A 22,688-nucleotide genomic window follows, 5' to 3' on the forward strand; every position below is an offset into this window, starting at 1 on the left:
AAAATCAGAAAAAAAAGTTAATTGACCAACCTTTTATATCATTTCTTTTTCAGAAAGTTGTTTGATGTATAACTCTTTGTAATATCCTTCTTGGTTTACGAGTTGATTATGAGAACCTTGTTGGATGATTTTTCCTTCCTCCAAAATAATAATTTTATCAGCATTTTTTGCAGATGAAACCCTGTGTGTGACAATGATTGTGGTTTTATATTTGCAAAATTCGAGCAGATTATTAAGGATTGCTTCCTCAGTTTCTGTATCAACCGCCGAAAGTGAATCGTCCAAAATTAAAATCTCAGGATCTTTAATAATTGCCCTTGCAATGGAAACACGCTGTTTTTGTCCGCCCGAAAGCGTAATGCCTCGTTCGCCCAAAACAGTTTCATATTGCATATTGAAGTTGATGATGTTATTGTGGACAACCGCCATTTTCGCCGCTGCAATTACTTCTTCCTCAGTTGCATCTTCTTTTCCAAATTTGATATTATTCTTAATTGAATCAGAAAATAAAAATGCATCTTGTGGTACAACGCCAATACTGTTTCTTAAATCAAACAAATGCAATTGGCTAATTTCTTTACCGTCAATAGTAATTTGTCCTTCGGTAACATCATAAAGTCTGCTAATCAACGAAAGAATAGTTGATTTTCCGGACCCCGTTTTTCCTAAAACTGCTAATGTTTCTCCTTTTTTAATGGTGAAATCAATATTTTTTAGCGCTTCAATGTTGGTATCATCATAGGTAAAACTTACATTCTTGAAAGAGATTTCGCCATCGATAACGGAATGCTCTTTTGAATTATTTTTAATTTCTGGTTCAATTTTTAAAAACTCATTGATTCTTTTTTGGGAAGCTTCTGCCTCCTGAATCATCGAAGAAACCCATCCGAGAGATGCAACCGGCCAGGTAAGTAAGTTTACATAAAGGATAAATTCGGCAATGATACCAATATTTGGAATACTTCCATCAATGTGCATCATTCCTCCAAAATAAATCACGACCAAATTACTCACACCAATCAAGGCAATCATTAATGGTCCAAAAAACGAATTCACTCGAGCAAGACTCATGCTTTTTTCCTTACTTTCTTCGGATAAATCAACCATGTTTTTCTGATATTGATTTTCCAATGAATAGGCTTTGATTACCCGAATACCCGAAAATACTTCTTGTGAAAATGTAGAAAGTTTGGATAAATTCTGCTGGAAAGCGGTACTTCTCTTGTTGATTTCTGTGCTCAGTTTGAAAATAGCATACGATAATAAAGGTAAAGGCAGGATGGTATAAAGTGTCAATAAAGGCGAGACATTATACATATAGCCGATTACTATGGCAAATCGTATAAATGTGTTAATCGAATACATTACGGCTGGACCCACATACATTCTTACTTTTCCCACATCTTCACTGATACGGTTCATCAAATCTCCCGTACGATTTTGTTTGTAAAAATTTTGAGACAGGTTTTCATACTGACGGAAAACCTCATTCTTTAGATCAAATTCTACGTGACGCGACATTACTATTAAGGTCTGACGCATCAAAAAAGTCAAAACGCCCGCAATTAAGGTCGTTCCAATAATAAATAATATGTTGTGAAGAAGTTCTGCCTTTACAAATGCAACATCAATAACGCTTGCATCTTTAACGTGGCTCTCGATAGCCGTAATAGATTTGCTGATGAGCTTTGGCGTAAAAAGGGAGAAGATTTGAGCAACGATGGTGGTAATTATTCCGAACAAAAAGTGGTATTTGTATTTGACGAAATATTTATTTAAATATTGTAATTCTTTCATTATATTAAGATAATCGAATATTTTTTTAAGATATATCAGTTAAAAGTGCTAATAAAGTATATTTTTGGTTTTTCGACTTAAAGTGTATTTCTATTAAGGTATTACTAAAAAAAGACAATTTCATTGCAATGTTTTGATTAAAACTGTAAATTTGTACTGTCTTTTTGATAAAGTCATAATTCATTTAATAAATTAAGTACTATGATAACAGAAGTATTAACCCCTCAAGAACTTCACAAAATCGATCCAGTTTTTGGACAAGTATCATTCAATGATCATGAACAAGTTGTTTTTTGTAATGACAAAGATACTGGTTTAAAAGCAATAATTGGTATTCATAACACAGTTTTAGGACCAGCATTAGGTGGAACAAGAATGTGGAAATATGCTAATGAATGGGAGGCTTTGAACGACGTTTTGAGACTTTCACGCGGTATGACTTATAAATCAGCAATTACAGGATTGAACCTTGGTGGAGGTAAAGCCGTTATCATTGGTGATTCAAAAATTGATAAAACGCCGGAGATGATTCGTAAGTTTGGAGAGTATGTAAATTCTCTAAGCGGTAAATATATTACAGCCGAAGATGTAGGAACTACAACGGAAGATATGGACAACATTAGAGAAGTAACGAAATTTGTTACGGGTGTTTCTGTAGAAAAAGGTGGTTCTGGAAATCCTTCTCCAGTAACGGCTTACGGTGTTTATATGGGGATGAAAGCCGCTGCAAAATACCAATTCGGAAGTGAGAAACTAGACGGTAAGAAAGTTTTAGTTCAAGGAATTGGCCACGTTGGAGAAACTTTAGTTGATTTTTTAACTAAAGAAGGTGCTCAAGTTGAAATTACCGATATCAATCAAGGAAGATTGGAAGAAATCAGTGCAAAATACGGAGCTTCAATCTTTACTGGCTCAGATATTTACAGTGCAGATGTTGATATTTATTCTCCTTGTGCACTTGGAGCTACAATTAACGATGAAACCATCAACAAATTGAAAGCTAGAGTTATTGCAGGAGCTGCAAACAACCAATTGGCAAATGATTCAGTTCACGGTCAGATTTTAAAAGGAAAAGGAATTCTTTATGCTCCTGATTTCTTGATCAATGCGGGTGGAATCATCAACGTTTATGCTGAAATCGTTGGATACGACAGTGCTGAAGCAATGAGAAGAACTGAAAACATCTATAACACAACGTTAGAGATTTTCGCTTTCGCTGAACAAAACGGTATCACAACTCAGGAGGCTGCAATGCGAATTGCTCAGAACAGAATCGACACAAGAAAAAAAGAAAACGCTACTAAATAAGGGCATTTTCAATATTATTACTATTTTTGCAAAGCGAAAGAATTTCTTTCGCTTTGTTAATTTTATAAAAGTTCTTATCCGTGTTAAACAGAAGACATATTCGTGTTAAAGTGATGCAGACAATCTATGCAATGCATCAAAGCAAATCAGACAATCTTGAAAAAGAAGAAAAATTTTTATTCTACAGTGTCGAAAATATTCAGGATTTATATTTGATAATGCTTTCTTCTTTGATTGAAATCAAAAAAACTGAAGAAGTTTTTTTAGATAAATCAAGTAAAAAACATTTGGTAACTCCGGAAGAACGAAACCCCAACAAAAAATTCATCAACAACCAAGTAATTGAATTATTATCCGAAAGCAATTCGCTAAGCATTGCATTGGAAAATAGAAAAATTACAAATTGGGATTTGGCAGATGATTATATTCAAATCCTGCTTCAGGAAATCAAACAAAGCGAATTCTATTCAAAATACATGACCAATCGTGTCAATAATTTTGAAGAGGACAAACAATTTGTATTGGACATTTTTACAGAAATTATTGCGCCAAACGAAAAACTGTACGACTACCTGGAAGACCATAAATTAACTTGGATTGATGATATTCCATTGGTAAATACCGAAATCATCAAGCAATTGAAAGCCATCAAGGAAAACAGCGAAATCAAGATACCTAAGCTTTACAAAGATGCAGATGATAAAGATTTCGTGAGAGATTTGTTTAGAAAAACAGTTTTGAACGAAGTAGCTTTCGCCAAAGAATACATGGATAAAACGCCAAATTGGGATACCGAAAGGATTGCTGAATTGGATACAATCATTTTAAAAATGGCAATCTGTGAGTTCTTAAAATTTCCGTCTATTCCAGTAAAAGTTACTATTAATGAATACTTGGAATTGGCGAAAGAATATTCAACACCAAAGAGTAGCATCTTTATTAATGGGATCTTGGATAATTTGGTAAAGGAATTCCAAGCTGATGATAAATTGAAAAAAATAGGAAGAGGTTTAATGTAATCTTAAATTATATCATGATCAAAAAAACATTAAGTATTATGGCTGTTGCACTGTTATTAGTAACGGCTTCATGCAAAAAGGAAACAATTACCGCAGATGGAACTTCAACCGTTGAGACAAACGGTAAAATTACATCTATGAAATTTGATAAGACCGAACATGATTTTGGAACTATCGACGAAGGAGATAAGGTTGAAACGGTCTTTACTTTTACAAATGATGGAAGCGAAGATTTGATCATTACAAATGCCAAAGGTTCTTGCGGCTGTACGGTTCCGGAGTATCCGAAAGAACCTGTGAAACCAGGTGAAAAAGCTACGATGAAAGTTTCTTTTAGTTCTACAGGGAAAAAAGGAATGCAAAATAAAACGGTTACAATATCTGCCAATACTAAGTCAGGTACAGAATTACTAACCATTAAGGCAAATATAATTCCTGATCCAAATAAACCTGATAATTCAAAAAAGCCTATGACTACTGAAGAAATTAAGAATAGGAGAGAAGAATTAAAAAAACAATTTGAGCAAAATACTAAAACAGAAAAAAAATAAATGGAAAATTATATGAACTTTTTGCCATATGTGGCAATGATAGCGGTGTTTTACTTTTTAATGATCAGACCGCAACAACAAAGAGCTAAAAAAGAAAGAGAATTTGAGTCAAGTCTTAAAGTTGGAGACAAGATTATTACGAAAAGCGGTATCCACGGAAGGATTTCCGAACTTTCAGATACTACAATCGTAATTGAGACAATGTCTGGAAAATTAAAGATGGAGCGCTCTGCAATTTCTATGGAAATGAGTGCAAAATTAAATGCTTCGCCAGTAGTTAAGAAATAATTTATTCTATATCTTATCATAAATGAAAAAGCTCCACAATTGTGGAGCTTTTTTTTTGGACTTATGCGCAATTATAAGAATTACTTTTTCTTCTTAGATTTAGATTTCTTTTTTGAATAGTCCTTAGATTTCTTTTCTACTTTACTTTCGATATTTGTAAAATCAGTCGTAGCTGTAAGTTCAGCAATTTTCACAATTACATCAATTGCTTTTTGCATGCTTTCAACCGGAACATACTCATATTTTCCGTGGAAGTTATGTCCACCCGCAAAGATATTCGGACAAGGTAATCCCATATAGGACAATCTGCAACCGTCAGTTCCACCACGAATAGGCTTGATTAAAGGTTTGATGTCCAATTGCTTCATTGCTTTTTCAGCCAAATCAACAATATATTTTACAGGCTCTACCATTTCTTTCATATTGTAATACTGATCTTTTACTTCAGCAATTACGATATCTTCACCAAATTGTTTCGCAAATTTCTTATTGATTTTTTTAGTGATTTCGTGGATCAATTCTTTTCGTTTCAAGAATTTCTTAGCATCGTGGTCACGTACAATCAATTCCAAAACCGTTTCTTCAATGCTTCCTTTTAAATGGTGAACGTGGAAAAATCCTTCATAACCTTTAGTTTCTTCTGGAGTTTCGCCTTTTGGCAAAGCATTGATAAAATCATTTGCAATCAACATAGAGTTGATCATTTTTCCTTTTGCATAACCTGGGTGAACGCTTTTTCCTTTGAAGGTAATTTTCGCTCCAGCAGCATTGAAGTTTTCATACTCCAATTCACCAATCTGGCTTCCATCCATTGTGTAAGCCCATTGAGCTCCGAATTTTTTTACATCGAATAAATCAGCACCACGGCCAATTTCTTCATCAGGAGTAAAACCAACCCTGATTTTTCCGTGCTTGATTTGTGGATTTTTTACCAAATATTCCATGGCCGTAACAATCTCCGTCAAACCTGCCTTATCATCGGCACCAAGCAAAGTCGTTCCATCAGTAGTAATGATAGTTTGACCTTTATATTGCAATAGATCCTTAAAATAATTAGGAGATAAAACGATATTTTGTTCTGCATTCAAAACAATATCGCCACCGTCATAGTTTTCAACAATTTGTGGTTTTACATTAAATCCTGTAAAATCGGGAGTTGTGTCATAATGTGCAACAAAACCGATCGTTGGCACTTCATGGTCCACATTACTTGCTAAAGTTCCCATTACATAGCCATTTTTGTCCTTTGTTACTTCGGTCAAACCGATGGCTTTTAATTCTTTAACCAATAAATTGGCCAGAACCAATTGCTTTTTAGTACTTGGTGTAGTTAACGATTCCGGATCTGATTCTGTATCAATGGTTACATAGCTGAAAAAACGATCAATAATGTGTTGCATAATATGTTTTTGAAATTTGAAAAAATTTAGTTTTTTTTGTGCCACAAAGATACAAATTGCTAACATTTTGCAGTGTTAAGTTTATCAATAAAATAAGGCTATTATTCCACTACAATCGGTGCAGCCAAACAACTTTCAGGAATGACAAAAGCATTAACCAGATCAACAGCATTCGGGCGAACTTCCCAGCACAACTGGTTGACCATTTTCCTGATCGCTTTCGTTTTTACACCTTCCATATAACCGTCTTCCAAATACCAACCCTTGTTTTTTTCAATTTGTGACAGCGCATATAGTTGGCAAAGCTCCGTCAAGGCTGCTTTACAATTGGCATCTTCAACACCTTCGATTTGGATGTAAAATTGTTCCAACACAACTCTTTCCAGATAAGCCTGAGCCACTTCAATCATCTGATGTTGCACAACATTGAAGGCATCATAAGAATCTAATCCTCCATCAATTAACTTTTTTAAACGCCTTGCGGCTGAATTGAGGATTTGCTTTTCCCTGTATTGAAAGGCATTCAAATGAAAATCTTTATCCAATAAATGTGCTTCGTCTGTATTTCGTGTAGCAAAAGGATTCTTTTGAGAAATCACTGTTTTTGCTTGGTCATAGACATAATTAATTACCCCAAGCGCATTCATCTCTCCAAATTCCTTTCTAAATTCCGACAGTCTATTCTTTGCTACCAACTGCATCAATACGGTATTGTCACCTTCAAAAGTCGTATAAATCTCCGTATCGTTTTTCAGCGCATCAATCCTATTCTCCGACATATAGCCTTTTCCACCACAAGCTTCGCGGCATTCCTGCAAAGTATCGCGGGTAGTCCAAGTGGTATAGGCTTTCATCCCTGCGGCAAGCGCCTCAATTTCCTGCATTTCAGCTTCGGTTTTGTCAATAAAACGCTGGGTAAGATATTGTAATCCAAAATGCAATGCATAGGCTTTCGCCAGATGGGGAAGCAGCCTTCGCTGATGGATTCTGTAGTTCAAGATAGGAACTTCCGAACCACCTTCGGGACCAAATTGTCGTCGCTTGTCTCCATATTTGATGGCAATCGTCAAACCGGATTTTGCCGCCGCCAATGCTGACCTCGGAATACCAATTCGGCCACCAACCAAAGTTCCAAGCATCGTAAAAAATCTTTTATTATCACTCGGAATAGTACTTTCAAATGCGCCTTCTTCATTGATTTGAGCAAAACGATCCAGCATATTTTCTTTCGGAATTACCACATTATGAAACCGGATGATGCCATTGTCCACACCATTCAAGCCCATTTTCAACCCACAATCTTTTATGGTAATGCCTTCCAAAACATTCATTTTTTCATCCCTTAGCGGAACGATAAACGCATTCACGCCATAATCGTGTCCGTCAATTATTAATTTTGCAAAAACGGTTGCCATCTTCCCATGATTGGCCGCATTCCCAATATATTCTTTCTGTGCGTTTTCGTGTGGGGTATGTATCGTAAAAGTCTTGTCGGCGTGATTGTAAGTTGCCGTCGTTTCAATTCCTTTTACATTCGATCCGTGATGGGTTTCGGTCATCGCAAAACAGCCCGGAAGTGCAAGAGTACCAACATCTTTCAAATATTTGGCATAATGTTTTTCCGTTCCCAACGATTGGATGCTCATTCCCCAAAGCCCAAATTGAACGCCGAATTTTATCACCAAACTCAAATCGTGGTAGCTCAGCGTTTCCATGATTGCAAAATAATCGGCTATGTTTTCACCGCCGCCATATTTTTTTGGATACGCCATATTGCCCAGGTTTTCATCGGCCAATATTTTGCACCATTCCAAAACTTTTTCACGGTAAATAAAAATATCTGTCGAAGTCTCATAAGCAAATTCAGGTCTAGAAATCACTTCTTTGACCTTATTGATGATCGGAGCCTGATCACCATCAAGAATCAATGTCAGTTGTGCAACATCAAATTCCGTCACAGTACCATATTCAGATGTAATCGTTTTAGGATGCTCCTTAAAACTGTTGATGACTTCCTCACTCAGGATACCGAGGTCGTTTTCCAGTTCTTCAAATTGCGATTTGTAGGAAGCAATTTTTTCGTCCTTTTTGGATAGTCCAACAATCAAGTCAAAAACTGTTCGGATATCTTCCGAAGCATATAACTCTTTTCCGATAATGGTTTTCCATTCCGACAACTCCGAGCGCGATGGAGGAGAAGCAAGATCAATTTTGGTAAGGAGAAATTCTTTTTCGTTTTTGGTAAGCCAAGATCTCGAAGAAACAAATGTCGACAAGGTCTCAAACTCTTTTTTAGTCAGGATATCATCCGACCAGGCCAAATAAAAGTAAGGTAGAAAAAAGGATAGTTCAGGAGTATTCATCGTATGGGGTTTAGTTGTTTTCTAAAAATAAGAAATTCCCCAAAATACTCCTGATAAGGAAAAGTTAATTAAAATAGTAAGGAAATAAAATCCCTAATAATTTTTATTTGAAATATAAGAAGTTAACGCTTTTTAGATTGGTAATAACGTAAAGATTGCAATGCATTTTGCCTCACTTTCTGTTGCATAAAGCCCGACCAGCCCAAAAGATATCCCGGCAATCCCAACGCCTGCTTGCTCCATTTCCAGAAATCAAATTCATCTGTATGCTTGATAATCAAACCATCTTTAAAAACAAACGAAGCCCTGATGACATTCACCACATTGCGATTGGTCTTGCTGAAATTGTAAGTGGCAACCCATTTCACCGACCCTGAAAGTTCATCTGCACGAACATCCGAAAACTCAATTTTCATGTTGCCTTTACTTTTTTCAATCAGCATTTCCCACATGTCAAGAACATCCTGTCCTTCAAGTTTCCCAAAAGCTGGGTCTTCAAAAACAATATCGATGTGGTAACAACTCGCCATTGTTTTTGCATTACCTGTGGCAAAACCGGCATAAAACTCTTCGATTAATTGTTGGTGTTGGTTCATTATTTTAGTTGTAAAGCGATTTTATTTCAGAGGTCGTGTCGTATGTTTTTGCTTCTTCGGGAGTTCCAAAAGTTTCCAATATCGATTTTTTGTTTGTTCCTGTAAAATGACCTGATCTACTGCCAAATGCCTCCTCATTTCCTTTTATTCTAAAGCGTACATCTGTCAGCGCAAGCATTTTTAGTTTGTTCATTTCTGTGATTGTCAGGTAATAATAGGCAATCGTTTTTTTGCCTACTTTTTCTCTGATACCTTTATCGGTGCATACTATAAACGATCCGTCATCCAAAACCAGATAAACTGTATCGCCAATATACAAGGTGTCGTTTGAGACATCAACTCCCAATTTTATAATACCACCTTTTTCAATCTTTGCAATCTGAACTTCCACAATTCCACTATACGTATAGTTTTTAGAAATAAAATTCCAGTTGTTTGTGGCTTTGTATTGATTTCCGTCCTTGGTGGTCATTGTTTCCTGGGCTTTCGCCAAAAAAGGAATCGTCAAAAAAAAGAATAGAAGTAGAGACTTGATAAAAAAGGGTTTATGCATTGTTTTTGTTTTGTATTAATTGAATTCGTCCTTCCAATCCGTTGATTTTATAGCCGAAACTTTATTTTCATGATTAAGGGTAACGCGCAATTCTTTGGTTGTAAACTTTCGTTGATATTCAGCCTTATATCGAAAAATGTAACTGTTGTCACTGCTGATATGAATTACTTGAGCCAACTTTATATCTTCAAATTTACCATATTTCAGCCTAAATTTCTGGCAAGTACTCGTCAATCGTTCCAAAGTTGTATTTTTTATAACAGATTCTGTTGCTTCACTATTATTAAAAGGCCTGAATTTAGAAGTATTACAGGTCATCAGAACCCTTTTCCCTAAAGCATAAGCCTTGTCTTTCTTGGTCTTGTCAACAGTCAGTGGGTCCAGTACTTCCATTTTTGGCTTCTCAGCCACCTTACTTTTCGATTTACAGGCGTTAAGGACAAATGTGCAAATAATGAGAATTAGGAATGTTTTTTTCATAGCAAATAGATTGTAGTGTTTGGGGAAATTTTATTATAGTTTAAATTTAAAATAAAAAAAGCCAACATAAAAAATTTGCATTGGCTTTATAACGTTTCATTAAGAAAAGTAATTGTAATTATACAAAAAATCCCAACTTTATAAAGTTGGGATTTGAATATTTATATTAAAATAAACTTGGATATTTTTTTGGATCTGCTTCACTCATAATAGCATAAACCTTTTCAAAAATGTCTTCTGCCGAAGGCTTAGAGAAGTAATCCCCATCTGTTCCATAAGCAGGACGGTGTGCTTTTGCAGCCAAGGTTTCCGGCTTGCTGTCCAAATGTTTATAAGCATTCTGTTCGTCGATGATTTGTTGCAAGATAAATGCCGAAGCTCCACCAGGAACATCTTCATCAACAACCAAAAGACGATTCGTCTTCGCAACGCTCTTCACGATATCATGGTTGATATCAAACGGCAACAACGACTGAACGTCAATAATTTCAGCATTGATTCCAACTTCCTGTAACTCCTTCGCCGCTTGTTCAATCAAACGAAGTGTCGAACCATAGGAAACAATCGTAATGTCAGTACCTTCTTTGATAGTTTCTACCACACCAATTGGTGTTTTAAATTCTCCAAGATTGGTCGGCATTTTTTCTTTCAAACGGTAACCGTTCAAGCATTCCACCAACAAGGCAGGTTCGTCTGTTTCCAATAAAGTATTATAAAAACCAGCCGCTTTTGTCATGTTCCTAGGAACCAAAACATGAATACCACGAATAGCATTGATGATCATTCCCATCGGAGAACCAGAATGCCAGATACCTTCCAAACGGTGTCCACGTGTTCTGATAATCAGCGGTGCCTTTTGTTTTCCTCTGGTTCTGTATTGCAATGTGGCCAAATCATCACTCATAATCTGGATTGCATAAAGCAAGTAATCCAAATATTGAATTTCCGCAATCGGACGCAAACCTCTCATAGCCATTCCGATTCCCTGACCTAATATAGTAGCCTCACGGATTCCTGCATCGGCAACACGAAGTTCTCCGTATTTCTCCTGCATTCCTTCCAAACCTTGGTTCACGTCACCAATGTTTCCTGCATCTTCACCAAAAATCAAAGACTCTGGATATTTTGTAAAAATTGCATCAAAGTTGTCGCGTAAAATCAAACGAGCATCTGTATCTTCAGCAGAATCGTCATAAGTAGGCAATACTTCTTTCACAGAAAATACATTTTGCTCTGATTGAGAAAACAAATGCGAACTGAATTTCGGTTGGATTTTCTCAGTATAATTGACAATCCAATCGGCCAATTCCTTCTTACCGTTTTCTTTTACAATCAAACGCAAAACCTTACGGGCCGTGATTAATATTTCTTTACGGATAGGTTCTTTTATACCTTTTAAATCAGCACTGTATTTATCGATGAATACTTTATTGTCGCTCGTTGCAGCAATTTTATCCAATAAAGCAATCAATTCTTTTTGCTCATTTTTGGTTGGAGAAACGAATGCTTCCCAAGCCGCTTTCTTGCCTTCCAAAACTTCTTTTTTGATGGAAGTTTCCATTTCGTCCAATTCTTCCGGAGAAGCAATGTTCAAGGCAATCATCCACAATTTCATCTGACGAACACAGTCAAAATCACTTTCCCAGGCCAATCGCTCAGCATTTTTGTAACGCTCGTGCGATCCCGAAGTAGAGTGTCCTTGTGGCTGTGTCAGCTCATTCACATGAATCAAAACCGGAACGTGCTCGTCTCGTGCAATTTGAGACGCTTTCTGATAAGCTTCCACCAAGGCAGGATAATCCCAACCTTTCACACGGATGATTTCATATCCATTTCCATTCTCATCACGCTGAAAACCTTTCAAAATTTCAGAGATATTTTCTTTTGTAGTCTGGTGTCTGGCATGAACCGAAATTCCGTATTCATCATCCCAAACGCTCATTACCATTGGAACTTGCAAAACACCCGCGGCATTGATGGTTTCAAAAAACAAACCTTCGGAAGTACTCGCATTACCAATAGTTCCCCAGGCAATTTCATTTCCGTTGATAGAGAAATTCGTTTTATTATGAATTCCAGAAACGTTTCTGTAGATTTTTGAAGCCTGAGCCAAGCCTAACAAACGTGGCATTTGCCCAGCAGTAGGAGAGATATCGGCACTTGAATTTTTTTGTAAAGTCAGGTTTTTCCAAGAACCATCTTCATTCAAACTATGAGTTGCAAAGTGTCCACCCATCTGGCGTCCGGCCGACATCGGGTCGTGTTCAATATCCGTATGGCCGTATAATCCAGCAAAGAATTGTTGGATGTTCATCTCACCGATGGCCATCATAAAGGTTTGGTCTCTGTAATATCCTGAACGGAAATCGCCATTTTTGAAAGCCTTCGCCATTGCCAATTGAGGCACTTCTTTTCCATCACCAAAAATCCCAAATTTGGCTTTCCCAGTCAATACTTCACGTCGCCCAAGAAGACTACATTCTCTACTGGTTAGGGCAATTTTATAGTCGTTTAAAACTTCCGTCTTGAAATCCTCAAATGAGATTTCTTTCTTGGTTTGCGTGTTTGTCATAAGTAGTCTTTCTTAAAGATTCGTAGACAAATTTAATTAAAAGTATCGATTTATCATAATAGCGTGAAAAAAATATAATTTGATTATTGGTAACGAATTTACCACTAACCATTAATATTTTGAATAATATGCAATGAAATCAATTTTAATTTGGTAAAAGTATAGAATATGCACGATGATAATCATTCATTAGCAGAAGTGGATACATTTAAGAAAAACATAAAAAAGTTATGTTATTTGAGAACTATTTGTTTTTTAATTGATTAACATACCAAGCAAATCGCATTATGCCTAACCGGAAAATTAACGGAATTCGCAATAAAGCAAAGTTCATTGGCTTTTTGATGCAATTCATTAGCCAAATCAATTTGAGAAGCATCGCTAATGGTAACAATTGGATTTAGAACCACTTCCGTAAAACGCCCGCCGTCGCCTTCGGTAATCATGGTTCCCGTTGCGTTGTCTTGATAATCGATTACAGTGATTCCAGCTTTTACACAAACATGAAAATACGACATCATATGGCAGGCCGAAAGAGAAGCAAGCAATAAATCTTCAGGATTGTGCTTGGTTTTATCGCCATGAAAAGTAGGATCGGCAGAACCTTCTAATATTGGTTTTCCGTCAATTAAGATGATATGGTTTCGGTCATAAGCTCGGTAACCAGAAGTTCCGGTTCCATTATTTCCAGTCCATTTTACGGTGAGTTTGTAGTTGTGTTGTAGGTTCATAGATTTGAAATTGCATTACAAAGAAGCTCAAATTTATTCTTTTTCTATATCCCATAGCGAAACTGCCTACTATTTTTTACTTTTGCCAAACAACAACACAACAACAATGTACAAAATGATACTTCGCCCGATACTTTTTTGGTTTGACCCTGAAAAAGTGCATTATTTTACGTTTTCTTTAATTCGAAATTTATCGAAAATCCCTGGATTTACCTCACTTTTTAAATCGTTGTATGAAGTGAATGACAAGCGATTGGAAACGGAAGTTTTCGGTTTGAAATTTAAGAACCCTGTAGGATTGGCAGCCGGATTTGATAAAGATGCTAAACTTTATAAGGAACTTTCCAATTTTGGTTTTGGTTTTATCGAAATTGGAACGCTTACGCCGAAAGGGCAGGAAGGAAATCCGAAGAAGCGTCTTTTTCGTTTAAAGGAAGATTCCGCAATTGTAAACCGGATGGGCTTCAACAACGGTGGAGTTCGTGAAGCGGTGGAACGATTAAAACAGAACAACGGCGTTTTGATTGGTGGAAACATCGGAAAAAACAAATTGACGCCAAACGAAGATGCGGTAAAGGATTACGAAATTTGTTTTGATGCGCTCTACGATTATGTGGATTATTTTGTGGTGAATGTGAGTTCTCCGAATACGCCAAATCTCCGTGCCTTGCAGGATAAGGAACCTCTGACACAATTGCTTCAGACGTTGCAGGATAAAAATTTGGCCCGACCGAAACAAAAGCCAATCCTATTGAAGATTGCTCCAGACTTGACCAATGAGCAACTTTTGGATATTATTGATATTGTAAAAGAAACGCAGATTGCAGGTGTGATTGCTACTAATACGACGATTTCAAGAGATGGTTTGAAATCCATCAACCGAATTGAAATGGGAGGACTTTCTGGGAAACCATTAACCAAACGTTCTACGGAAGTGATTCGGTTTTTATCCGAGAAAAGCAATAAAGCCTTTCCTATTATTGGTGTCGGAGGAATTCATACTGCCGATGATGCGATTGAAAAACTGGAAGCAGGAGCAAGCCTGCTGCAACTTTATACAGGATTCATCTACGAAGGACCTTCTTTGGTTAAAGCAATTAATCAAAAGATATTGAAGCAGTTGCGGACTTAGATACAGGCTATGAATTTCAATAGTTCCGAAACATTCAAAATATGGTCGGGAGTGGTGTGAAGTAAGGCATTGTTAGGCATAAAAGGCATATCGGCAGTTTCTGGTTTTTGAACAACGATAGTGCCGCCGTTTTTTTTGATGGCAATCAATCCGTCAGTACCATCAGCATTTGCCCCGGATAGAAGAATTCCGACAAGTGATTTTCCATAGACATCTGCGGCAGATTCAAAAGCAACATCAATACTCGGACGACTGTAGTTTACCTTATCGGAAATATCGAGCGAAAGCAAATCATTTTTTTCAAAAAGCAAATGATAATCAGAAGGTGCAATGTAGATATTTCCAGATTCAAGCGCTATCTTGTCTTCAACTTCTTTAACTGGGATTTTGCTTTTTGCCGCAATTAATTCTTCCAAAGTAGTATCGTCGGTATGTTTTCGATGGAGTACAATTACAATGGCAAATGAAGGAACTTGAAGATGAGGAAGAATTTTTAAAAGCACGTCGAGGCTTCCGGCAGAACCACCGATTATTAAAACTTTGCAACCTGAAATTAATGTAATTTCCTCCATATCTTTTCTTTTTCAAGCTGTTTGTAGCGCTTTTGCATCGAGGTATATTTAAGCGTTTCCTTGGTTCCAAGTGCCAAATAACCAAGTTTTGAAAGACTATCGTCAAAAAGGTGAAAGGCTCTTTCCTGCAAATCCTTATCGAAATAAATGAGTACGTTTCGGCATAAAATCAAATCAAATTCGTTAAAAGAACGATCGGAAACCAAATTATGCTGTGAGAAAACCATTTTTGAAGAAAGGTCTTCCCCAAATTTTGCGAGTCCATAATTGGCAGTGTAATAATCGGAGAAATCTTCCTTGCCACCGGAGTTCATGTAATTTTCAGAATATTGCTTCATCATCCGTAAAGGAAAAACACCTTTTCGGGCAACATCCAAAACCATTGGACTTATATCGGTTGCATAGAGCAAAGATTTTTCTAAAAGATTGGCTTCTTTTAATAATATTGCCATAGAATAAACTTCTTCTCCCGTAGAGCATCCGGCGTGCCAAAGCCTGATGAAAGGCTTGGTTGCTAGAACGGGTAATATTTCGGTTCGAAGCACTTTGTAGAAATGCGGATCACGAAACATTTCAGTGATGTTCACCGTGATTTCTTCGACCATCCGGCTGAAATAATCAGAATCGTCTATCACTTTTTCTAAAAAAGCTTTGAAATTGGTAAAGGCATCCATCTGATAAAGCCTGTCCACACGTCTTTTGAAGGATGCCATCGAATAGCCACTGAAATCATAACCGTAGTTTTCATAGACTTCGTTAATGAGTAGTTCCAACTCGTTATCTTGTATCATTTTGGCTTATATGGAATTTAAGATTTGAAATAATTTGTCGACATCCACCGGCTTTGAAATATAATCATCAGCACCGGCTTCGAGGCATTTTTCCCGATCGCCAATCATTGCCTGTGCCGTGACGGCTACTATCAGGGTCGATTGTCTGTTTGGGATTTTCTTTATCATAGGAATGGCATCGTATCCGTCAATATCCGGCATCATCATATCGAGCAGGATGGCATCAAAATGATCGTCGCTTTCCAAAATACGCAAGGCTTCGCGTGCACTCAGGCATGAAATGCATTCAAAAGATCTCGAACGCATGACGGCCGAAAGCGCAAAAATATTCCGTGTATCATCATCAACAATTAATACTCTCTTTTTCATCATTTATGAATTAAAAACGATCATACAGCCAAACCCTCAGGAGCGACAATAATTGATCGACATCCACCGGTTTTGTAATATAATCCGAAGCTCCTGCATTGATGCATTTTTCGCGGTCGCCCGTCATTGCCTTGGCTGTAACGGCAATTACGGGAAGATTTTTCAATTTAGGATTTTGCCTTATAACTGTTGCCGTCTCATATCCGTCCATGTTTGGCATCATCATGTCCAATAAAACCACGTCGATTTCTGGATGTTTTTCTAAGGCAGAAATGGCTTCAGTTCCATCAATGGCGGTAATAATGTTCATCTTCAAGGCTTCGAGTGCTTTTGTTAGTGAGTAGATGTTTCTAACATCATCATCTACAACCAAGACCGTCTTGTCACTCAGGATATTGTTGAGAAGATTGCGTTTCTTTGGAGCAGAAGCGGCTTTGTTTTCTTCCATAAGGTGCATGAAAAGCGATACTTCATCCAACATCCTTTGGTAGGAATGGGCCGTTTTTACAACAATCGAATCGGCATATTTTTTAATCTTCAACTCTTCTTTCATCGAAAGGCTTTTTCCTGTAAAGACGATAACCGGAAGGTTCTCCAAATCTGGGTTTTTCCTTACATTTTCAAGAATTTCATAAGCCTGCTTATCGGGAACGCCCATATCCAAAATCACACAATCAACGTCTGATTTCTTCAAGGCATCCAGGCCATCAGAAACTTCGCTTTTTATTTCGGAATTGATATTGTACGTTTCTAGGAAATAGGCGAGTGCTTTGGCATGCTTGGAATTATCCTCGATAATCAATACTTTTTTCGATTCGCGGTTGATGATGTGTTCGATTTTCTTGAATATTTCTGGCATTTGTTCGAATGCAATTGGCTTGTCCAAGAAATTTACGGCTCCTTTTAGAAGACTTTCTTGTTTCAGTTTATGCGAAGACATAATGTGAACCGGAATGTGCTTGGTCTGCGAATTGTTCTTCAATTCTTCCATTACTTCCCAACCGCTTTTTATCGGCAATTGGATGTCAAGTAAAATACCAACTGGTTTGTAAACGATGGCAAGATTCAAGGCATGGTCGCCACGAACGGAAACAATTCCTTTGTATTGACGTTGACGGGCAAACTCCAGTAATGATTTTGCAAAATTGACATCGTCTTCTACAATCAAGATTACTCGGTCGCCTTCCTGGATGATTTCACGATCGTCTGGAACATCTTCCGGAATATTGGCACTTAAATATTTGCTATCTTTTGATTTGGGAACAGTAACTTCTTCGATAGTTTCTTCTGCTTGAGAATAGGAGTGTTGTCTGTCAACCGATTGCCCAATTGAAGAACCGATAATTGGGATGGAAAGCGTGAATTCGCTTCCTTCATTTACCGTACTTGCTAGTGTAATTTCTCCCTTCAATAGTTTTGCTAATTCACGACTGATGGAAAGTCCAAGGCCTGTTCCTCCATATTTGCGCTTTGTGGAACCGTCGGCTTGCTGGAATGCTTCAAATATCAAAGGCTGTTTTTCTCTTGGGATACCAATTCCGGTATCTTTTACAATAAATGAAATCTGTTTTGCATCTTTTGGATTTTTCTTTATTTCCAATGTCACAGCTCCTTCCGAAGTAAACTTGATTGCATTCGAGATAAGGTTTTTTAAGATTTGTTCCAATCGCATTTTATCGGTCTTGATGACCATCGGTGCTTCCTTTGATATGATGTTGAAACCGATGCCTTTTTCCTTTGCAACTTCATGAAACAAATCGTTCAAACTTCCCGTAACTTCGTTGATCGTGATGTCCATGAGCTCAAGTTCCATTTTTCCGGCTTCAATTTTAGATAGATCCAGAATTTCATCAATAAGGCCTAACAATCCGCTTCCAGAGCTTTGAATCACTTTTGCAAATTCAACTTGCTCCTCGTTCATATTGCTGTCGTTGTTTTCAGACAATAAGCGGCTCAACAGAAGAATCGAATTAAGTGGTGTTCTTAATTCGTGCGACATATTGGCCAGAAACTCTGATTTGTATCGTGTTGTAAGTTCAAGGTCCTCCGATTTTTTCTGGATTTCCATGTTTTTTTCTTCCAATAATACACTTCTTTCGGCAAGTTCTTCGTTGGTTTGTTGCAATTCTTCCTGCTGTACCCTCAATTCTTCTTCAGAAGCCTGTAATTTTTCAGTTTGTGTTTCCAATTCGGCATTCATACTTTCGAGTTCGCTGTGCTGCATCTGCAATTCTTCTGACTGGGATTGTGTTTCTTCCAAAAGTTCCTGAAGGCGTTTTCGGTTCTGGGCCGCTTTTATGGCAATGCCGATATTATTGGCGACACTGGACAGGAATTCAATATCAAGTGGTCGGAATTCTTTCAGAGTGGCAAGTTCCACAACTCCATTTGTCTTTTCATCCATTAGGGGAATTGCAACAACATGAGCAGGTTTGGCCTCGCCTAAAGCATACGAAATTTTGATGTCTTCTGGCGCAATCGACTTTAATTCCAATACCTGACCCGATAAAGCCGCCTGACCCGTTAAACCTTCACCTAATTTAAAATGCTCCCTGTCCTTATTGGAAATATAGCTGTAACTCGCAATGGTGTGAAGATCGTTTCCTTCCAAAAGATACATTACGCCGGCATTGCTATTGGTATAAACCGACAAATATTCGACGACATCTTTGGTTAGTTGTTCCAAAGATTTTTCACCAATCATTACTTTGTTTAGAGCGGCAACACCAGTCTGAAGCCATTCCTTATCGGATAGCGTATTGAATGAATTGTTTAACGATAAAGCCATGTTGTTAAGTGATTGACTAACGCTTCCTAAAGCATCACTTTCACTTGAGTCTACTCTTGCTTCGTAATTTCCTTGCGAAATCTGACCTGCAATTTCACTTATGATCCTGATTCTTTCTGCGGTGTCTTTCTCGCTTTTTTCTAACTCTCTTTGAAGTTTTAACCTTGCGGTAAAATCATTCAGTATTCTTACGAAAAACAAAATACTCATAAAAATGGCTATCAAAGCGGCCGCGATAATCAGTATCAAACTGTAATTTCCATATTTTTCTGAAGAAGCAATCCTTTCTTTTAAAAGCGCCTGTTCTTGATTTTCCATTCGCTTGAAAATGATTCGAATGTTGTCCATATGCCTTCTTCCCATGTCAAGATCTGTAGCTTCAACCGTTTCGCCTCTTCGTTTTTCTTCTATGCGATCAGCCAAATAATCAAAGAACAATCGTTTCAAAGGCACTAATTCTTCAATACTTTTTTGTTGCGCCGGATTGTCTTCCGTCAAGGCTTCGAGCTTTTCCAAATACACATTCGCCTCTGTTTCGGCATTAGTATAGCGTTTTAGGAAATCTTCCCTTCCTGAAACTAAAAAACCACGCATTCCTGTCTGCGCATCGACCATAACCATCGTTGCACTGTTGACGTTGTAAATGACTTCATGCGTATGGTTTACCATTTGATTGCTGTCTAGAAGACTTTTGATACTGAGGTAAGACGCAGTGGAACTCACAATCAAAATAAGCATAGAAACGCTTGAACTTACTAATAGATTCCTTTTAAAATTGCCATTCATATAAAATGTGATTTACTATTTTTTAAACAGGTAAGATGATGATAAAGCTGGAACCTATACCGGTCTGGCTTTTTGCAGTGATCAGCCCGTTGTGTTTTTCGATTATTTTTTTTGCAATTGCCAAGCCGATTCCGGTTCCTTCATACGCTTGACGATCGTTTAGGCTTTGAAAGATGATGAAGATTTTGTTGAGATAATTTTCATCAAAACCAATTCCGTTGTCTTTTACGGTTATTCTGCAGTAATTTCCTGTGGGAGAAGATTTGCTGTTGAAGTCTTTTTCCTCTATAAATTCAGAAAAAATTTCTATTTCTGGAGAAATATCTTGTTTAGAGAATTTAAGTGAATTCCCTATTAGGTTTTGGAATACCTGACGTAATTGGCTCGGAATGCTTTTTATGACTGGAAGGTCATCAACTTTTATGGATGCCTTTTTTTCTTCTATCTGATAGTCAAAATCGGCTAAAACTTCATTTACGACTTCATTCAAATCAGTTTTTTCAAAAGGTACATTAGCCGAAAGCCTCGAATAATCAAGCAAATCGGAAATAAGTTTAGACATTCTCCCAGCAGAACCCAGTGTACGGTTTACATAATCGGTGGCTTTATCGTCTTCAATAAGATATTTTTCCTTTAGAAGCTTGATAAACATTTCTATCTTTCGGACAGGTTCTTTCAAATCATGCGAAACTACCCAAGAAAACTGCTGCAATTCGTGGTTGCTGAACTCCAATTCCTGATTTTTAGCAATCAATTCCTTGGTTCTTTCAGCCACTTTTACTTCAAGTATTTCATTCGCCAGCTTTTGATCCTGGATATCCGTAAATGTTCCTACCCAACGCGTAATGGTTTCATTGTACTTGATAGGAACAATTTTCATTTTAAAATAGCGGAATTCATTTGTACTTAAATGACGGATTCGCATTTCGCAACGAAATTCTTTCCCATTTTCAAAATGTTTTTCCCAACTTTCACATAGATGATGATCCTCGGGATGTGCTTCAGGAAAAACCAAAGGATCGGTGGAGTATTGAAACCATTGGTCGTTTACATATTCTATCGGGCCCTCTTTTGAAACGATGAAGGCAATCTCCGGAAGCATTTGCAAAACCGATTGCAATTCTTCCATCTGATGGGAAAGAATTTCCTGTGCTTCCTTCCGGATTTCAATCTCTTTCGATAAAATACCGTGTATGTTTTTTAGTTCTGTTTTCTGTTCTGATAATTTAAGAAATGTTTTTACCTTCAGTATAAATAAATCAGGATCAACAGGCTTGGTAATATAATCCACGCCACCAGTTTCATATCCTTTGGAGATGTATTTTTTTTGCTTGTTGATGGCTGATAAAAATATTACAGGAATATCCTTTGTCCGGTTACTTCCCGATAATGTTTCTACGACTTCAAAACCATCCATTCCAGGCATTTGAACATCCATGATAATCAAGGAATAATCTACTTTAAGGATTTTCTTCAACGCTTCCTCTCCAGATTCTGCCGAATCTACAGGTAAATTATGAAGTTCAAGTATCTTTTTTAAAGCAATAATATTAGCCTTTATATCGTCTACAATTAATATCATGATACTTTACTATTATTTATTAGAAGCATCATATTCGAATTGTTAGGAAGGCAAGAGCATAAACGACTTGTTATTTGTTGCATTTTTTTGTTAGGGTTGATTTATCGACTTGAGATAACGGGGTTCCTTATTAAAGTTGACGTTCAAAAGTATTAATAATGCCAAAGAAAACAAAATCATGTAAAAGCCATTGGCAGGTGATTTTTCGTTAATTCAACTAAAAAAGTTAAGCGCAATATTTATGTAATTTCATTAAACATATATTTCATAAGAGTTTACAACGGATTATTTTTTCAATAAATAATAGTTCACTACAAAACACCAAATTGTACATGTGGAAATCTTATAACATATCGAAAATAAGTTGTAAGATTTTTTTTTACATGCCATGGATATTTTTTTGAAATTGCACTAGTAATTATACATTAAACAAAAGTTAATAAATTATCACTTTTTATACCTCAAAAACCTACACAATATGCTTAAACACAATCAGAAAATAATTAAGGTGCTTTTGGCTGATGATGATCCGGACGATCGTAATTTTTTCGAAGAAGCTATAAAGCAATTAGATTTTGATTCGAAGGTTGCAACTGTTGAGAATGGAAAAGAGCTTTTGGAATATTTAGAAACTTCGGATATGCCTCATATCATATTTCTGGATTTGAATATGCCAATCTTGAATGGTTTGGAAACATTGAAAAAGTTGAAGCAGAATCAGAAGTATAATAATATTGCGGTTGCAATTTATTCAACATCTTCGGCTAATAAAGACATTGAAAACACGCTTGCAAATGGAGCCAACTGTTATATTGTTAAGCCAAATGATTTCCAAAACCTGAAAAGCACCTTGAAATATGTTTTGAGCTTGCAATGGCAATACCATACCAGCAATGGCTTGGATATGTCAAATTTCTTGATTTCGGTCTAAAGTCATTTAATCACAATAAAAAAATCCTCAAGGCTCATACTTTGAGGATTTTTTTATTAATTTAAGGGAAAATTTATTA

At 36.9% G+C, this 22,688-nt stretch carries 19 protein-coding genes; 6 read left to right on the forward strand and 13 right to left on the reverse strand.

From position 1 onward, the window contains the following. Positions 1-33: 33 nt before the first annotated feature. Positions 34-1,797: an ABC transporter ATP-binding protein gene (locus ACI6PS_RS03035; RefSeq protein WP_421011072.1), complete on the reverse strand. Its 1,764-nt coding sequence runs from the start codon at positions 1,795-1,797 to the stop codon at positions 34-36. 201 nt (positions 1,798-1,998) lie between these two features. Here ACI6PS_RS03035 and ACI6PS_RS03040 point away from each other — a divergent pair, with 201 nt between their 5' ends. The 4 genes from ACI6PS_RS03040 to yajC all read left to right on the forward strand — a co-directional run bounded on the left by ACI6PS_RS03040 (position 1,999) and on the right by yajC (position 4,963). After that, positions 1,999-3,105, forward strand: a complete 1,107-nt coding sequence (locus ACI6PS_RS03040; protein WP_421011073.1) for a Glu/Leu/Phe/Val family dehydrogenase — start codon at positions 1,999-2,001, stop codon at positions 3,103-3,105. Positions 3,106-3,218: 113 nt separating this feature from the next. Further along, positions 3,219-4,124, forward strand: a complete 906-nt coding sequence (nusB, locus tag ACI6PS_RS03045; RefSeq protein WP_421011074.1) for a transcription antitermination factor NusB — start codon at positions 3,219-3,221, stop codon at positions 4,122-4,124. Positions 4,125-4,138: 14 nt separating this feature from the next. Next, positions 4,139-4,675: a DUF1573 domain-containing protein gene (locus ACI6PS_RS03050; RefSeq protein ID WP_421011075.1), complete on the forward strand. Its 537-nt coding sequence runs from the start codon at positions 4,139-4,141 to the stop codon at positions 4,673-4,675. Further along, a complete protein-coding gene (yajC, locus tag ACI6PS_RS03055; RefSeq protein WP_421011076.1) occupies positions 4,676-4,963 on the forward strand; it encodes a preprotein translocase subunit YajC in 288 nt (95 codons plus the stop codon). Positions 4,964-5,043: 80 nt separating this feature from the next. Here the strand turns inward: yajC and pepT are convergent, their stop codons facing one another. The 7 genes from pepT to ACI6PS_RS03090 all read right to left on the reverse strand — a co-directional run bounded on the left by pepT (position 5,044) and on the right by ACI6PS_RS03090 (position 13,658). Beyond that, on the reverse strand, positions 5,044-6,363 hold the full coding sequence (gene pepT / locus ACI6PS_RS03060; protein ID WP_421011077.1) for a peptidase T: 1,320 nt from the start codon (positions 6,361-6,363) through the stop codon (positions 5,044-5,046). Between the two features lie 101 nt (positions 6,364-6,464). After that, positions 6,465-8,726, reverse strand: coding sequence for an acyl-CoA dehydrogenase (locus tag ACI6PS_RS03065; RefSeq protein WP_421011078.1), 2,262 nt, complete (start codon positions 8,724-8,726; stop codon positions 6,465-6,467). Between the two features lie 122 nt (positions 8,727-8,848). Then, positions 8,849-9,322, reverse strand: a complete 474-nt coding sequence (locus tag ACI6PS_RS03070) for a nuclear transport factor 2 family protein (protein ID WP_421011079.1) — start codon at positions 9,320-9,322, stop codon at positions 8,849-8,851. Positions 9,323-9,326: 4 nt separating this feature from the next. Beyond that, complete coding sequence (locus tag ACI6PS_RS03075) at positions 9,327-9,875, reverse strand: hypothetical protein (protein WP_421011080.1); 549 nt, start codon at positions 9,873-9,875, stop codon at positions 9,327-9,329. A gap of 15 nt (positions 9,876-9,890) precedes the next feature. Next, positions 9,891-10,268, reverse strand: a complete 378-nt coding sequence (locus ACI6PS_RS03080) for a hypothetical protein (RefSeq protein ID WP_421011081.1) — start codon at positions 10,266-10,268, stop codon at positions 9,891-9,893. A gap of 253 nt (positions 10,269-10,521) precedes the next feature. Continuing rightward, a complete protein-coding gene (locus tag ACI6PS_RS03085; protein ID WP_421011082.1) occupies positions 10,522-12,927 on the reverse strand; it encodes an alpha-ketoacid dehydrogenase subunit alpha/beta in 2,406 nt (801 codons plus the stop codon). A 263-nt stretch (positions 12,928-13,190) separates the two neighbouring features. Then, positions 13,191-13,658, reverse strand: coding sequence for an OsmC family protein (locus tag ACI6PS_RS03090; RefSeq protein ID WP_421011083.1), 468 nt, complete (start codon positions 13,656-13,658; stop codon positions 13,191-13,193). Between the two features lie 106 nt (positions 13,659-13,764). On the opposite strand from ACI6PS_RS03090, the gene ACI6PS_RS03095 reads away from it, so the two are divergent. Beyond that, positions 13,765-14,790: a quinone-dependent dihydroorotate dehydrogenase gene (locus ACI6PS_RS03095; RefSeq protein WP_421011084.1), complete on the forward strand. Its 1,026-nt coding sequence runs from the start codon at positions 13,765-13,767 to the stop codon at positions 14,788-14,790. Here the strand turns inward: ACI6PS_RS03095 and ACI6PS_RS03100 are convergent. The 5 genes from ACI6PS_RS03100 to ACI6PS_RS03120 are packed head-to-tail and all read right to left on the reverse strand — an operon-like array spanning position 14,787 to position 21,678. After that, on the reverse strand, positions 14,787-15,362 hold the full coding sequence (locus ACI6PS_RS03100) for a chemotaxis protein CheB (protein ID WP_421011085.1): 576 nt from the start codon (positions 15,360-15,362) through the stop codon (positions 14,787-14,789). The two genes, ACI6PS_RS03095 and ACI6PS_RS03100, sit on opposite strands and share 4 nt — an antisense overlap. Beyond that, entirely contained in the window at positions 15,344-16,153 is an 810-nt protein-coding gene (locus tag ACI6PS_RS03105) for a CheR family methyltransferase (protein ID WP_421011086.1), read from the reverse strand. Before ACI6PS_RS03105 ends, ACI6PS_RS03100 begins: the two co-directional genes overlap by 19 nt. A 6-nt stretch (positions 16,154-16,159) precedes the next feature. Further along, entirely contained in the window at positions 16,160-16,522 is a 363-nt protein-coding gene (locus tag ACI6PS_RS03110; RefSeq protein ID WP_421011087.1) for a response regulator, read from the reverse strand. A 10-nt stretch (positions 16,523-16,532) separates the two neighbouring features. Next, on the reverse strand, positions 16,533-20,096 hold the full coding sequence (locus tag ACI6PS_RS03115) for a response regulator (protein WP_421011088.1): 3,564 nt from the start codon (positions 20,094-20,096) through the stop codon (positions 16,533-16,535). A gap of 22 nt (positions 20,097-20,118) precedes the next feature. Beyond that, the gene (locus tag ACI6PS_RS03120) at positions 20,119-21,678 is read right to left on the reverse strand and encodes a response regulator (protein WP_421011089.1); all 1,560 of its coding nucleotides are present in this window, start codon (positions 21,676-21,678) and stop codon (positions 20,119-20,121) included. Positions 21,679-22,156: 478 nt separating this feature from the next. Between ACI6PS_RS03120 and ACI6PS_RS03125 the strand changes: the two genes are divergently transcribed. Continuing rightward, positions 22,157-22,609, forward strand: a complete 453-nt coding sequence (locus ACI6PS_RS03125; RefSeq protein WP_421011090.1) for a response regulator — start codon at positions 22,157-22,159, stop codon at positions 22,607-22,609. Positions 22,610-22,688: the final 79 nt, after the last annotated feature.

It is taken from the genome of Flavobacterium sp. PLA-1-15, from assembly GCF_049060005.1.
Classification (GTDB): domain Bacteria; phylum Bacteroidota; class Bacteroidia; order Flavobacteriales; family Flavobacteriaceae; genus Flavobacterium.